Source organism: Actibacterium mucosum KCTC 23349, assembly GCF_000647975.1.
Classification (GTDB): Bacteria; Pseudomonadota; Alphaproteobacteria; order Rhodobacterales; family Rhodobacteraceae; genus Actibacterium; species Actibacterium mucosum.
On record NZ_JFKE01000001.1, the window covers coordinates 40,907 to 53,738 of the forward strand.

13 protein-coding genes are annotated in these 12,832 nt (G+C 62.0%); 8 read left to right on the forward strand and 5 right to left on the reverse strand.

Annotation, left to right across the window (positions count from 1 at the left end; translation table 11 throughout):
• Nucleotides 1-26: 26 nt before the first annotated feature.
• Complete coding sequence (mnmD, locus tag ACMU_RS00245) at nt 27-701, forward strand: tRNA (5-methylaminomethyl-2-thiouridine)(34)-methyltransferase MnmD (RefSeq protein WP_035255084.1); 675 nt, start codon at nt 27-29, stop codon at nt 699-701.
• Nucleotides 698-1,564 carry a DMT family transporter gene (locus ACMU_RS00250; RefSeq protein ID WP_035255087.1) on the forward strand — a complete coding sequence of 289 codons (867 nt, stop codon included), beginning with the start codon at nt 698-700 and terminating at the stop codon, nt 1,562-1,564. Before mnmD ends, ACMU_RS00250 begins: the two co-directional genes overlap by 4 nt.
• Here ACMU_RS00250 and ACMU_RS00255 read toward each other — a convergent pair.
• Nucleotides 1,561-3,486 carry a lytic transglycosylase domain-containing protein gene (locus ACMU_RS00255; RefSeq protein ID WP_236626154.1) on the reverse strand — a complete coding sequence of 642 codons (1,926 nt, stop codon included), beginning with the start codon at nt 3,484-3,486 and terminating at the stop codon, nt 1,561-1,563. The two genes, ACMU_RS00250 and ACMU_RS00255, sit on opposite strands and share 4 nt — an antisense overlap.
• Nucleotides 3,487-3,648: 162 nt before the next feature.
• On the opposite strand from ACMU_RS00255, the gene dapA reads away from it, so the two are divergent.
• Complete coding sequence (dapA, locus tag ACMU_RS00260; protein WP_035255089.1) at nt 3,649-4,524, forward strand: 4-hydroxy-tetrahydrodipicolinate synthase; 876 nt, start codon at nt 3,649-3,651, stop codon at nt 4,522-4,524.
• 158 nt (nt 4,525-4,682) lie between these two features.
• Here the strand turns inward: dapA and ACMU_RS00265 are convergent, their stop codons facing one another.
• Entirely contained in the window at nt 4,683-5,180 is a 498-nt protein-coding gene (locus ACMU_RS00265; RefSeq protein WP_035255092.1) for an SRPBCC family protein, read from the reverse strand.
• Nucleotides 5,173-5,526 carry an ArsR/SmtB family transcription factor gene (locus ACMU_RS00270; protein WP_035255094.1) on the reverse strand — a complete coding sequence of 118 codons (354 nt, stop codon included), beginning with the start codon at nt 5,524-5,526 and terminating at the stop codon, nt 5,173-5,175. The genes ACMU_RS00265 and ACMU_RS00270 overlap by 8 nt, the downstream gene beginning before the upstream one ends.
• A 77-nt stretch (nt 5,527-5,603) precedes the next feature.
• Here ACMU_RS00270 and smpB point away from each other — a divergent pair, with 77 nt between their 5' ends.
• The 4 genes from smpB (at nt 5,604) to ACMU_RS00290 (ending at nt 8,565) form a co-directional block, all read left to right on the forward strand.
• Complete coding sequence (gene smpB, locus ACMU_RS00275) at nt 5,604-6,080, forward strand: SsrA-binding protein SmpB (RefSeq protein WP_035255956.1); 477 nt, start codon at nt 5,604-5,606, stop codon at nt 6,078-6,080.
• A gap of 78 nt (nt 6,081-6,158) precedes the next feature.
• Complete coding sequence (locus tag ACMU_RS00280) at nt 6,159-6,434, forward strand: hypothetical protein (protein ID WP_035255097.1); 276 nt, start codon at nt 6,159-6,161, stop codon at nt 6,432-6,434.
• 89 nt (nt 6,435-6,523) lie between these two features.
• Nucleotides 6,524-7,381, forward strand: a complete 858-nt coding sequence (gene sseA / locus ACMU_RS00285; protein ID WP_035255100.1) for a 3-mercaptopyruvate sulfurtransferase — start codon at nt 6,524-6,526, stop codon at nt 7,379-7,381.
• Nucleotides 7,381-8,565 (forward strand): amino acid aminotransferase, encoded by a 1,185-nt coding sequence (locus tag ACMU_RS00290; protein WP_035255102.1) that lies wholly within the window; start codon nt 7,381-7,383, stop codon nt 8,563-8,565. Before sseA ends, ACMU_RS00290 begins: the two co-directional genes overlap by 1 nt.
• Before the next feature lie 175 nt (nt 8,566-8,740).
• Here ACMU_RS00290 and ACMU_RS00295 read toward each other — a convergent pair whose 3' ends face one another.
• The gene (locus ACMU_RS00295; protein ID WP_035255105.1) at nt 8,741-10,075 is read right to left on the reverse strand and encodes an ammonium transporter; all 1,335 of its coding nucleotides are present in this window, start codon (nt 10,073-10,075) and stop codon (nt 8,741-8,743) included.
• A gap of 34 nt (nt 10,076-10,109) precedes the next feature.
• Nucleotides 10,110-10,448, reverse strand: coding sequence for a P-II family nitrogen regulator (locus tag ACMU_RS00300; RefSeq protein WP_035255107.1), 339 nt, complete (start codon nt 10,446-10,448; stop codon nt 10,110-10,112).
• Between the two features lie 260 nt (nt 10,449-10,708).
• On the opposite strand from ACMU_RS00300, the gene ACMU_RS00305 reads away from it, so the two are divergent.
• Nucleotides 10,709-12,832 carry a transglycosylase domain-containing protein gene (locus ACMU_RS00305; protein ID WP_051587719.1) on the forward strand — a complete coding sequence of 708 codons (2,124 nt, stop codon included), beginning with the start codon at nt 10,709-10,711 and terminating at the stop codon, nt 12,830-12,832.

The following is a 12,832-nucleotide window of genomic DNA, read 5'->3' on the forward strand; positions in this document are numbered from 1 at the left end:
GTCGGCCTCAGCTTTTCGAGGCCCTGATGCATTCCGACCCCTTCGCAGATATCGCGTGGAACGACAACGGCGTTCCGGTTTCGCGGCAGTTTGATGACCCCTATTTTTCGCTGGAAAACGGGCTGGATGAAACACGGCATGTGTTCCTTGCGGGCAACGGGTTGCCGGGGCGGTTCACGGCGGATTTCCACATTGCCGAGCTGGGATTTGGCAGCGGTCTGAACCTGTTGGCAGCGTGGCAGGCATGGCAGCAGGCGGGCAGACCCGGCACGCTGCGGTTTACCAGTTTCGAGGCGTTTCCGATGGCCGCGGACGACATGGCGCGGGTGCTGGAGAATTTCCCCCAGATCGCCGATCTGGCCGCGCCGCTGTTGGCGAACTGGCGTTCCGGGCGGCGCTGGCTGCGGGCGCCGGGTCTGTTGGCCGAGGTGATCGTGGGCGATGCGCGCGCGGCGCTACCGCAATGGCGCGGGCTGGCGGATGCGTGGTTTCTGGACGGGTTCGCCCCGGCCAAAAACCCGGAATTGTGGGGCGACGCGCTGATGGCCGAGGTGGGTGCGCACACCCGCCCGGGTGGTACATTCGCCACCTATTCGGCCGCCGGGCATATCCGCCGTGCGCTGGAGGCGGCCGGGTTCGCCGTGGATCGCGTACCGGGCTACGGCCGCAAACGGCATATGAGTGTAGGAGTACATCGGTGAAAGAGCAAAACACCCGTCTGGGCATCACGTTGATGGTGTGCACCACGCTGGTTTTCGCCATCCAGGACGGGTTCTCGCGGCATTTGGCCGGGGAATACAACGTCATGATGGTGATCATGCTGCGTTATTGGTTCTTTGCCGGGTTCGTGGCGGCGATGGGCGCGCGGCAGGCGGGCGGATTGCGCGCCGCGGCGGCCACGAAGCAACCGGTTTTGCAGGCCTTTCGCGGTTTGCTGCTGGTGGCCGAGATCTGCGTGATGGTGGCGGGGTTCGTGGCGCTGGGACTGGTGGAAAGCCATGCGATCTTTGCGGCCTATCCGCTGATCATTGCGGCATTGTCCGGCCCCATTCTGGGCGAGCGCGTGGGCTGGCGCCGGTGGGCGGCCATCGGCGTGGGGTTCGTGGGCGTGCTGATCATCCTGCAACCCGGGCGCACCGTGTTTCAGCCCGCCGCCATCATCCCGCTGATCGCTGCCATCATGTTCGCGCTTTATGGCCTGCTGACCCGTTTTGCCGCGCGCAAGGACGACGCCGCCACCAGCTTTTTCTGGACCGGCATGTCCGGGTTCGTGGGGATCACGCTGGTTGGCATCTGGTTTTGGGAACCGATGGCGGGGCCCGACTGGGGTTGGATGATCGCGCTGATGATCTCGGGCGCGTTGGGCCACTGGACCCTGATCCGTTGTTACGAGGTATCCGAGGCCAGCGCGGTGCAGCCCTTTGCCTATCTGCAACTGGTTTTTGCCTCGACCATCGGGCTGGTTGTGTTTGGCGAAAGCCTGCAGGCCAACGTGGCCATCGGTGCAGCCATCGTAATCGCGGCCGGGTTGTTCACCCTGTGGCGCAGCCGACAAAGCGCTTAACGCTGCTTCAGTTCCCGTGACAGGGCAAGTGACCCAACCTGACCGTCAAGCCGGGCGCGGTAGACAAACAGCGACTCGGTGACCCGCATAACGTAGTTCCGGGTTTCGGTGAAAGGAATGAACTCGATCCAGTCGATCACATCCACCCCGGCAGAGCGTGGATCGCCAAACCGTTCAATCCAGCGTTTGGGGCGGCTTGGCCCCGCGTTGTAGGCGGCCGAGACCAGCACATAGTTATTGCCGAACTCTTCGATCAGCTCCGCCAGATACGCGCCCCCCAACACGGCGTTGTATTCCGGATCTGTCAGCAAGGCACCGGGCCGGTAGTCAAGGTTCAGGTTGCCAGAGACCTGCTTGGCCGTGCCGGGCATCAGTTGCATCAACCCCCGCGCACCAGCCCCCGAGGTGACGCCGGGGTCAAACTCGCTCTCGCGGCGGGCAATAGCCAGCACCAGTTCGGTCGGCACCGGGTGTTTGGCTGCGGCCAGGTCGGTCAGGGGGAAATACGCCTTGGGCAGGACAACCCTGTCCGAGGCCGCCACCTTGGCGACACGCAGGGCAATATGGGGTTCTTCCAAGTCAAAGGCCAGCGCCGCGATCTGTGCCTGTTGGCCGGGCGTGGCGTCTTCGGCCAGATGGGTCAGGAACCATTCGGCAAGGTTGCGTTCACCGGCGTTCAGGAACAATTGCGTGGCCTGCAGTGCCGAAGTCCCGGTAAAGGGCGACGATTTCCAGTCGGGCAGCGGCCCGCCGACCAAGGCCGGGTCCGGGGCCAGGCCCGCCTTTTCGGCCGCCAATTGCCCGTAAAAGCTGGTCTGGTACTGGCCGCCCTTGGCATAAGCGGCCTGCGCCTGTTCCGGCGCGCCCAAACGCTCGTACGCGCGGCCTTGCCAGTAACCGGCCCGTCCAAGGCTGATCGGTGTGCCAACCGCCGTTTCAAAGCGCAGGAAATGCGCCAGCGCGACCTTTGGTTCGTCCAGCAGGCGCAGGGCGATGAAACCGGCCAACCACTCCAGATCAGCATAGGCGGCCCCTTCGGTCAGGAAGTTTCCGGCGGCAAGACGGTAGGCAAGTTCAAACTGACCGTCCCGCATCAGCCGCCGTGCCAGAACGCGACGCTGCGCGGCCCACGCCTGAGGCTGACCAAGGGTTTCGGGTGCAATGCTTTGCGCATCCAGCAGCGAAATGGCGTCGTCCACCCGCCCTTTGCGCATGCGCCAGGCAAAACGTTCATACGCCAGCCCCGGATCCGCGCGCAGGGCATCCGGCACGGCTTCGATCCGGGCATCCACGCCGTTTTGGTTGCCCCGCAGGGCCAGCCGCGCCTCGGCGAGTTTCTGCCAATCTTCCGAGACCAGAGGCATCATCCGCCGGGCCGAGGAGGCGGCACCGGCCCAAAGCATCGAATCCATCCGCGCCTGATGATGGTCGGCCAGCAGGCTGCCGAACTGTTGCAGCATCGTGGCATGGGCCGTGTCATCCAACGGTCGGGTGCGCCACGTGATGACGGCCTGCGCCGCGGCATCCCCCTCCAGCCCCATCGCCGCGAAGGCCTGGGCCAGCCGCAGCCCCCCTATACCGGTGACAGGCTGTTCGTCCCTGAAAAAGCGGATCACCGTCTGTGCGTCGATATCGGCGGTCAGGGTTGCCTCGGCATTGGCACGCACACGGTCCAGCCCGGGCCATTGGGCGTTGCGGTCCAGAAAGTCCAGATAGGTGCCAAAATCGCCGATTCCGGCCCGCAAAGCGCGCCATTCCACGATATCGCGCACCACCTGGCCCTGCGGCCGGGCAAGGGCGCGGGCGATGTCCCATTCGTCGGCCCGAACGGCGGCCATCACGGGCCGCAGGTCGATCGATGTCTGCTGGGCCCCGGCGATCGGGGCCCAAAGCGAAACCCATATGAGTATAATCCAACGCATCCGCCGCCCTTTGCCTGCCAGTGCAAGGCCCCAATACTTGTCACTTCGACCAAATCCGGCAAATCACGAACTTGGCAATTCCGGCCCACCCCGCTAGGTTCGCCGCGCCTGCCACCGCGACTCGGTCGCTTGGCTATCGAACATAATTGAAAGGAGCGTGTCATGTTCAAAGGGTCCATTCCAGCCCTGGTGACGCCGTTTAAAGACGGCGCTGTGGATTTCGACACGCTCAAACAGCTGGTCGAATGGCAAATCGCCGAAGGCAGCCACGGTCTGGTGCCGGTGGGTACCACGGGCGAAAGCCCCACCCTGAGCCACGAGGAACATGAGCGCGTGATCGAGGTGGTGGTGGAAACCGCCGCCGGCCGCGTGCCCGTGATCGCCGGAGCCGGGTCGAACAACACGGCCGAAGGCATCCGCCTGATCCAACATGCCGAACGGGTGGGGGCTGATGCGGCGCTTGTTGTAACACCCTACTACAACAAACCGACCCAGGACGGCCTGTACGCCCATTTCAAAGCGATGCATGACAGCTGCAATCTGCCGATCATCATCTACAACATCCCCGGTCGCTCGGTCGTGGATATGCTGCCGGAAACCATGGGCGCACTGGCCAAACTGCCGCGGGTCATCGGCGTCAAGGATGCCACCGGTGACCTGAGCCGGGTGCCCCAACAACGCATCACCTGCGGCGACGATTTTGTCCAGCTGTCTGGCGAGGATGCCACCGCACTGGGCTTCAACGCGCATGGGGGCCAAGGCTGTATCTCGGTCACCGCCAATGTCGCACCCAAACTGTGTGCAGAGTTCCAGACGGCAACGCTGGACGGGGATTATGGCCGCGCATTGACATTGCTGGACCGGTTGATGCCACTGCACATGGCCATCTTCGCGGAACCCGGCCTGGCCGGCGCCAAATACGCCATGTCGAAGCTGGGGAAATGCGAAAACGAAATGCGCCTGCCAATCCTGCCGGTTTCGGCCAAGGTCGAAGCGCAGATCGACGATGCAATGCACCATGCCGGGCTGCTGAACTAAGCGCCTTCAATCAAAAGGCGCGCCTTGCGGCGCATTGCTTTTCCAGGGCCGGGGGACGCCCCCCGGACCCCCGTGCCGCACCGGAACCACGAAACGCCCACCCGAGCGAGCAGCCCGGATGGGCGCACAGCGAGACATAGGCTTGCGCCGCAAGGCGCTCAATCAGCCTGCATTTCCGCCAGCACCTGGTCGAGAATGGCAAAGCCGGAACCCCAGCCCTTGCTCAGGTTCGACATGGCCTGGGTAAAACAAGCCACCTCGGCCTTGGTTGCGTCTACGGGCACTTTGCTGAGCCGCAGTTTTGTCTGATCGCCCGCGGCCCTGAATGTTATGGTCACCCGCAAGGTCCGGGGCCAGTCCGGCATCATCATGTTGGGTGCAACGTTCCAGTCGGCATCGGCCGAACTGTGCAGCCATTCCAGTCGCGCCTCGGGCTCAACCGCCACGAACTCCATCCGGCTCAGATCGGATGTCTCGCCCCATTTCATCTCGTTCAGCCACAAGCCGCCGGGCTGCAATTCAAACCGGTGAATGATCGTGTCTACCCCCGGCCCGTACCAGCGCGCCAGAAGGTCGGGCGTAGTCCACGCCTTCCACACCAGCGCAAGGGGGGCATCAAATGTGCGGTCCAGAATGTATTCAGGTGTCTCACTCATCTTCGCGGTCCTTTTGCAATTCGGCCAGCAGGCCGTCGAGTTGGTCGAAACTGGTTGTCCAGAACTGGCTGAAATGGTCGATCCACCCCGCGGCCGCCTTCAGGTTCTCGCCTTTGATCGTGGCCAACCTGCGTTGTTCATCGACCTCGCGCGCAATCAGCCCGGCGTTTTCCAGCACCTTCAGGTGTCGCGAAATTGCTGGCTGACTGATCGGGAAGGGTTCAGCGATTTCGTTGACAGACGCCTTGCCCTTGGCCAGTCGCGCCAAAATCGCGCGCCGGGTCGGATCGGACAGGGCCCCGAAGATCGCATCAAGCCGGGGATTTTCATAACCAAGTGATTCCATAACAGGAACGTTATATACATAACAAACCGAGTCAACACCTTTCCCCCAGGGGCGTGATCCCCTATATCGCCTCCACCATGGCCAAACCGAAGACAGACCCGAACTATAAGGTGATCGCTGAAAACCGGCGCGCCCGATATGATTACGCCATCGAGGACGACCTCGAATGTGGCGTGGTTCTGCTTGGGTCCGAGGTGAAGTCGCTTCGCGTGGGCCAGTCCAACATCGCTGAAAGCTATGCCAATGTCGAAGATGGCGAGCTGTGGCTGATCAACAGCTATATCGCGCCCTACGAGCAGGCCAAAACCTTTGGCCACGAAGAACGGCGCAAACGTAAGCTGTTGGTTTCCAAAAAGGAATTGGCCAATCTGTGGGCCGATACCCAGCGCAAGGGGATGACCCTTGTCCCACTGGTGATGTATTTCAACCACAAGGGTCAGGTGAAGCTGAAGATCGGCATCGCCAAGGGTAAGAAGAATGTCGACAAACGCGCAACCGAGGCCAAGCGCGATTGGAGCCGGCAGAAACAACGCCTGTTGCGCCACGGGGAATAACCCGGCCCGATTCCCACCGAAATCGACAGTGTATTGTGCTCTAAGCAGCCCACTAAGAACAACAAAGTGGGAAGGCGTATGGAACTTATTATCTCTTTGCTGGCCGGAGCGGTCGGCGGTAATGCGGCCGGTCGTGCCATAAAATCGATCGACCAAGGGGCATTGATCAACTCGATCGCCGGCGTGGTCGGCGGCGGCATCGGTGGCCAGTTGCTGAGCATGGTCGGCGCCGGTGCATTGGCCGGTGGCGGCACAGACGTGATGGGGATCATCGGTCAGGTTGCCTCGGGCGGTGTCGGCGGCGGTGTTGTTCTGGCCATTGTCAGCGCATTGCGTAAAATCCTGGCGAAGTAACCCGCCGCGACAAGGCCGCGCAGTGCGCGTGGCCTTGTCAGTTCTGGGGCCGCGTTCTAAGACGGAATGAACCAGACGCGGAGACCCAAATGCATCAGGACGATCCCAAAACACTTGTATCCACGGATTGGCTTGCGGCCCACCTAAAGGACCCGGATCTGCGGATCTTTGACGCCTCGTGGCATATGCCCGCATCTGGCCGCGACGGGGCCGCCGAGTTTGAACAACGCCACATCCCCGGCGCACGTTTCTTTGACATCGACGAAATCTCGGACAGCCGCTCGGCCCTGCCGCACACTGTACCGCCGGTCGAGAAATTCATGAGCCGCATGCGCGCCCTTGGTGTGGGTGACGGTCACCAGGTGGTGGTCTATGACAGCCACGGCCTGTTTTCCGCCGCCCGTGTTTGGTGGCTGTTCCGTCTGATGGGCAAAACCGACATCGCGGTGCTGGATGGTGGTTTGCCGAAATGGCTGGCCGATGGCCACCCGGTGGACGACCTGCCACCCGTGATCCGCGACCGCCACATGACCGTGTCGCGCCAGGCAAACCTGATCAAGGATGTCACGCAAGTCGCGGCGGCGTCGAAGCTGGGCGATTACGAGATCCTCGATGCGCGTGCTGCCGAACGCTTTCGCGGCGACGTCCCGGAACCGCGCCCGGGTCTGCGTGCCGGGCATATCCCCAACGCGCGCAATATTCCGTTTGGCACATTGCTGAACGATGACGGCACGATGAAGTCACCGGACGACCTGCGCGCGGTGATCGAAACTGCGGGCACTGATCTGTCCAAACCGGTGATCACCAGCTGTGGGTCGGGCGTCACTGCGGCCATTATCAACCTGGCGCTGGAACGTATTGGCCACCGGCATCACGCCCTGTATGACGGTTCCTGGACCGAGTGGGGCATGTATGATGATCTGAACGTGGCAACCGGAGAGGTCTGATGTTCGACCAACTGACACAGCAACCCAAGGACAAGATCCTTGCCCTGATGCAGCAATTCCGCGAAGACCCGCGCCCCGGCAAGATCGACCTTGGCGTCGGTGTTTACCGCAATGCCGAAGGTGTCACGCCGGTGATGCGCGCCATTCGCGCGGCCGGGGCCCAATGGCAGCAGGACGAAACCACCAAGGCCTATACGTCGCTGGCCGGTGATGCGCAGTTTCTGGACGGAATGTGCGACCTGATCCTTGCCGACACCGCACCCAGGGACCGGATGGCCAGCGTGGCCACCGTGGGCGGTACCGGCGCGATCCACCAGGCGCTGGAACTGATCAAATCCGCGAACCCTGCGGCACGGGTGTGGCTGTCAAACCCCACATGGCCCAACCACCCGGCGATCCTGCGCCATGTTGGCCTGCAAGCGGCCGAGTACCGCTATTTCGACAACGAAAGCCGCGCGGTGGATTTTGGCGCCATGATGACCGACCTGCAGGGTCTGGCCGCGGGTGACGTGGTGCTTTTGCATGGCTGCTGCCACAACCCCACGGGTGCCAACCTGACAATGCCGGAATGGACCGAACTGGCCGGGCTTTTGCTGTCCAAAGGCGCCATCCCGCTGATCGACATCGCCTATCAGGGCTTTGGCGACGGGCTGGACGAGGACGCGGCGCCGACCCGGATGCTGGCCGGAAAACTGCCCGAGATGCTGATCGCGGCAAGCTGTTCGAAAAATTTCGGCGTGTATCGCGACCGGGCCGGCATCCTGATGACCATCTGCGCCAGCTCTGCCGACGCCGCGCTAGCGCAAAACAACCTCGCAACGCTGAACCGGCTGAACTATTCCTTCCCGCCCGATCACGGTGCGCGGCTGGTGGGTCTGATCCTTTCCGACCCCACCCTGCGCGCGGATTGGCAGGCCGAACTGGAAGAGGTCCGCAACGGCATGCTGACCCTGCGCACGCAGCTGGCCGATGCTTTGCAGATCGAAACCGGCTCCAACCGCTTCGGCTTCCTTGCCCAGCATCGCGGCATGTTCTCACGCCTTGGCGCCACACCGGAACAAATCGAAACGCTGCGCGACACACATGCAATCTATATCATCGGCGACAGCCGCATGAACATCGCGGGGCTGAACGCCGAAACCGTGCCGCTGCTGGCCTCGGCCATCGCCAGGGCCGGCATCTGAATCGAGACACCTCAACGCAGGTCCCCTCCCCCGGACGGGGGGAGGGACAGGGTGGGGGTCGATGAGACAGCAACAAGCGCGCCGCAAGGCGCGCTTTCCTTTTTGCAACATCGCAATAAAGAAACCCGGGCGCGAACGCCCGGGCAGTTTGTCGTAGGACTGACAGGAAGGGACGTCAGCCCTTCGAGAATTCGGGGTAAGCTTCCATACCCAGTTCAGCCATATCCAGACCGGTGATCTCGTCCTCTTCGCTGACGCGGATACCCATGGTCACTTTCAGGATGAACCAAACGATGGTCGACATCACGATGGTCGCCAGACCGATCACGACGATACCGTACAGCTGCGCGCCCAGCGACGCGTCACCATTGGTGAAGACAACCGCGATGGTGCCCCAGATACCGGCAATCAGGTGCACCGGGATGGCGCCCACAACGTCGTCGATCTTCAGCTTGTCCAGCATCGGAACCGCGAAGACCACGATCACACCGCCCACGGCACCGATCAGGGTGGCCGCACCCAGCGACGGGGTCAGCGGTTCGGCGGTGATCGACACCAGACCGGCCAGTGCGCCGTTCAGAACCATGGTCAGGTCAGGCTTCTTGTACAGAACCTGTGTCAGGATCAGCGCGGCAACGGCACCACCAGCAGCAGCGGCGTTGGTGTTCGAGAAGATGCGGCTGATGTCAGCCATATCGCCGATCGAGCCCATGGCCAGCTGCGAGCCGCCATTGAAGCCGAACCAACCCAGCCACAGGATGAACGTACCCAGTGTTGCCAGGGCCAGGTTCGAACCCGGCATCGGAACGGTTTTGCCGTCCTTGTACTTGCCCAGACGCGGGCCAAGGATGATGGCACCTGTCAGAGCCGCCCAGCCACCGACCGAGTGTACAATGGTCGAACCAGCAAAGTCCGAGAAGCCAGCTTCGCCTACAAAGCCACCACCCCAGGTCCACGATGCGGTCAGCGGGTAGATGAAACCGGTCAGTACGACCACGAAGATCAGGAAGGGCCACAGTTTGATGCGCTCGGCCACAGTACCCGAAACGATCGAAGCGGTCGCCGCACAGAACATCAGCTGGAAGAAATAGTCCGAGCCGGTCGATGCATACGAATAGTCGTCAACCGCATCAGCGCCAACGCCAACAGCTTCCAGAACGCCAACAGCCGGGAACAGGTTCGAGAACACGCCTTCAATGGCCCAGTCACCCAGCGGGTACATCAGGTTATAGCCGATCAGGTAGTAAAAGATTGCAGCCAGCGAGAACAGCGCGATGTTTTTGGTCAGCTGCATGGCAACGTTTTTGCCGCGCACCAGGCCGGCTTCCAGCATGGCAAAACCGGCTGCCATCCAGAACACCAGGAAACCACCGATCAGGAACAGCAGCGAGTTCAGGATCCACACCACATCCGTCGGAACAGCGGCGGGAACCTCGGCCTCCTGGGCGAAGCCCAGCGAAGGCAGCGCAACGGTGGCCGCTGCAGCAAGGAGGAGTTTATTCAGTTTCATCGGAAAAAATGTCCCTTTTTCGTCTGGTTTGCGCTTACAGCGCGTCTTCGTTGGTTTCGCCGGTCCGCACGCGAACAGCTTGTGCGACGTCCAGCACAAAGATCTTGCCGTCGCCGATCTTGTCAGTTTTTGCGGTGGTGGTGATGGTCTCGACAACCTGGTCAGCCATGGCTGCGCTTACGACAACCTCCAGCTTGACCTTGGGTACGAAATTAACTGCGTACTCAGCACCACGGTAAATTTCGGTATGCCCCGATTGCGAGCCAAACCCCTTGATTTCGGTTACCATCATGCCGCGTACACCGATGGCGGTCAGGGCTTCCCGAACCTCCTCCAGCTTGAACGGCTTGATTGCAGCAATAATCAGTTTCACGTCTTCGCCCTTCCGTTTGGCAGGTCTCCCTGCAAGGATTTGTGGCGTCAGAAGGGCGGCTAAAAACGGGGCGTTCAAGGAATTGGGTAACGGTTCCGTAACGGGTCACCCCCCAAAACGCACAATTTTTGCACAATTTGCAGGCACCGGTTAATTTTTAAGCAAAAAATGAATCTCGACGTCGGCGGATATTCGCCTCCACTTTCGATTCCCCAACAGCTAAACTGTTAAAAAAAGAGCAGCACGAGTACCCCAAACCCATGGCAGGGACAGGCAGAAAAAAACCGCCATTGGCGGCGCCAAAGCGTCGCGCAAAGGCGGCACCCGCGAAAAGACGCAAGAGCCGTAAGAAACCCGCACGCACTGGCGTGGTCGGGTTCTTTGGGCGGCTTCTGCGTTGGTTCCTGCGCCTGATCTGGAAAATCACCAGCCGCTTTGCCATGGTCTGTGCGCTGATCCTTGCGCTGTGGGTGGCCTATTTCTATGTCGCCTTGCCGGATGTGACCGCCCTGGTGGATGCGCGTACGCGCGGTTCGGTTACTCTGCTGGATCGGGACGGCAAGGTCTTTGCGTGGCGCGGCGACCAGTTCGGCGGCATGATCGATGCCGCGACCACCGCCCCGCAACTGCGCGAAGCAGTGATTGCCACGGAAGACAAGCGGTTCAATTGGCACCCCGGCATTGACCCGCGCGGTATCGCCAGCGCCATCCGCATCAACCTGCGCGAAGGGCGCGGGCCGCTGTCGGGCAATGGCGGGTCCACGATCACGCAACAAACGGCCAAGCTGTTGTGCCTTGGCGTGGCCTATGACCCCGACACCTGGGAGACCGAGGCCAAGTACGAGGCCGACTGTCGCCGCACCACCCTGTGGCGCAAAGCCAAAGAGGCGGTATACGCCCTGGCGATGGAGGCGCGGTATTCCAAGGACGAGATCCTGACGATCTATCTGAACCGCGCCTATCTGGGGGCAGGCGCCCGTGGGTTCGAGGCCGCCGCCCAGCGCTATTTCGGCAAAAGTGCCAATGATGTTTCGGTGTCCGAGGCCGCGATGCTGGCCGGATTGCTGAAAGCACCGACCACCTATGCCCCGACCAACAGCCTGACCCGCGCGCAGGAACGCGCCAACCTGATTGTCGGGCTGATGCAGGATCAGGGCTATCTTTCCGCGCGCGAGGCCGAGGCCGCCCGCGCCAATCCCGCGCAGCTGAGCGCGGCTGCTGCCGCCCGCGCAGGGGGCTATTTCGCAGATTGGGTTCTGGAGGAAACACCCGATTTCTTTGGCTCGGACACGACCGAGGATGTGATCATCCGTTCCACCCTTGATCAGCGCATGCAAAAGGCCGCCGAAGAGGCGTTGGCCTATGTGTTTGAAAACAAGGTGCGCGAGGGTTCCAAGGCGCAGGCCGCGATCGTGGTCATGTCCGCCGATGGTGCGGTGCGCGCCATGGTTGGCGGCCGTCAGACCAAGGTTTCGGGCGCGTTTAACCGGGCGACGATGGCCCTGCGGCAGACCGGATCGGCGTTCAAACCGTTTGTATACGCCGCCGCGATGGACCTGGGCTTTACCCCCAACGCCACCGTGGTGGACGAGCCTTGGTGTATTAACGTGCCAGGATCGGGTCAGTATTGCCCCAAGAACTATACCAAGGAGTTTCAGGGCCGCGTCACTCTGGTGGATGCGCTGGCCAAGTCCTTGAACGTGCCCGCGGTGCGCGTGTCGGAATCGGTGGGTCGAGAGACGGTGCAGGCGATCGCGTCGCAATTCGGCATCGAAAGCGAACTGGCACAGGGCCCGGCGATTGCGCTGGGGGCGTCCGAATCGACGCTGATCGAGATGACAGGGGCCTATGCCGGTATCCTGAACGGGGGGCGCGCGGTGATCCCTTACGGGCTGATTGACCTGCGGCTGCAGGGCGACAAAGACCCGTTCATCACGCAAACCGGCGGGTTTCAGGAACGGGTGATTACAGATCAGGCCGCCGAAAGCCTGACCTATATGATGAACCAGGTGGTCGAACGTGGCACCGGTGGACGGGCAAAACTGCCGGGATGGCAGGTGGCAGGCAAAACCGGCACCACGCAGGCGGCGCGGGATGCGTGGTTCATCGGGTTCACGGCCGATTACGTGGCGGGTGTGTGGATGGGGTATGACGACAATACCCCGCTGACCGGGGTAACCGGTGGGGGCCTGCCTGCCGAGATCTGGCACGAGACCATGGTGCGGGTGCATGAAGGGCTGAGCCCCAGCCCGTTGCCAATGTTAGTGCCGGCACCTGTTCGCGCCGATCCCGTGCCCCAACGCGAGGCCCCGAAACGGCAACAGGACACGGCCGAGCGTGTCCTGCTGGAAGTTCTCAAGAATATCCTTGGCGACGGGCGATAA

What these genes read in the sequence shown, in the direction of transcription:
- ACMU_RS00305 (WP_051587719.1), top strand. Translation starts at nt 10,709, where the DNA reads ATGGCAGGGACAGGCAGAAAAAAACCGCCATTGGCGGCGCCAAAGCGT.
- dapA (WP_035255089.1), top strand. Translation starts at nt 3,649, where the DNA reads ATGTTCAAAGGGTCCATTCCAGCCCTGGTGACGCCGTTTAAAGACGGC.
- sseA (WP_035255100.1), top strand. Translation starts at nt 6,524, where the DNA reads ATGCATCAGGACGATCCCAAAACACTTGTATCCACGGATTGGCTTGCG.
- smpB (WP_035255956.1), top strand. Translation starts at nt 5,604, where the DNA reads ATGGCCAAACCGAAGACAGACCCGAACTATAAGGTGATCGCTGAAAAC.
- ACMU_RS00265 (WP_035255092.1), bottom strand. Translation starts at nt 5,180, where the DNA reads ATGAGTGAGACACCTGAATACATTCTGGACCGCACATTTGATGCCCCC.
- ACMU_RS00270 (WP_035255094.1), bottom strand. Translation starts at nt 5,526, where the DNA reads ATGGAATCACTTGGTTATGAAAATCCCCGGCTTGATGCGATCTTCGGG.
- ACMU_RS00280 (WP_035255097.1), top strand. Translation starts at nt 6,159, where the DNA reads ATGGAACTTATTATCTCTTTGCTGGCCGGAGCGGTCGGCGGTAATGCG.
- ACMU_RS00255 (WP_236626154.1), bottom strand. Translation starts at nt 3,486, where the DNA reads ATGCGTTGGATTATACTCATATGGGTTTCGCTTTGGGCCCCGATCGCC.
- ACMU_RS00290 (WP_035255102.1), top strand. Translation starts at nt 7,381, where the DNA reads ATGTTCGACCAACTGACACAGCAACCCAAGGACAAGATCCTTGCCCTG.
- ACMU_RS00295 (WP_035255105.1), bottom strand. Translation starts at nt 10,075, where the DNA reads ATGAAACTGAATAAACTCCTCCTTGCTGCAGCGGCCACCGTTGCGCTG.
- mnmD (WP_035255084.1), top strand. Translation starts at nt 27, where the DNA reads ATGCATTCCGACCCCTTCGCAGATATCGCGTGGAACGACAACGGCGTT.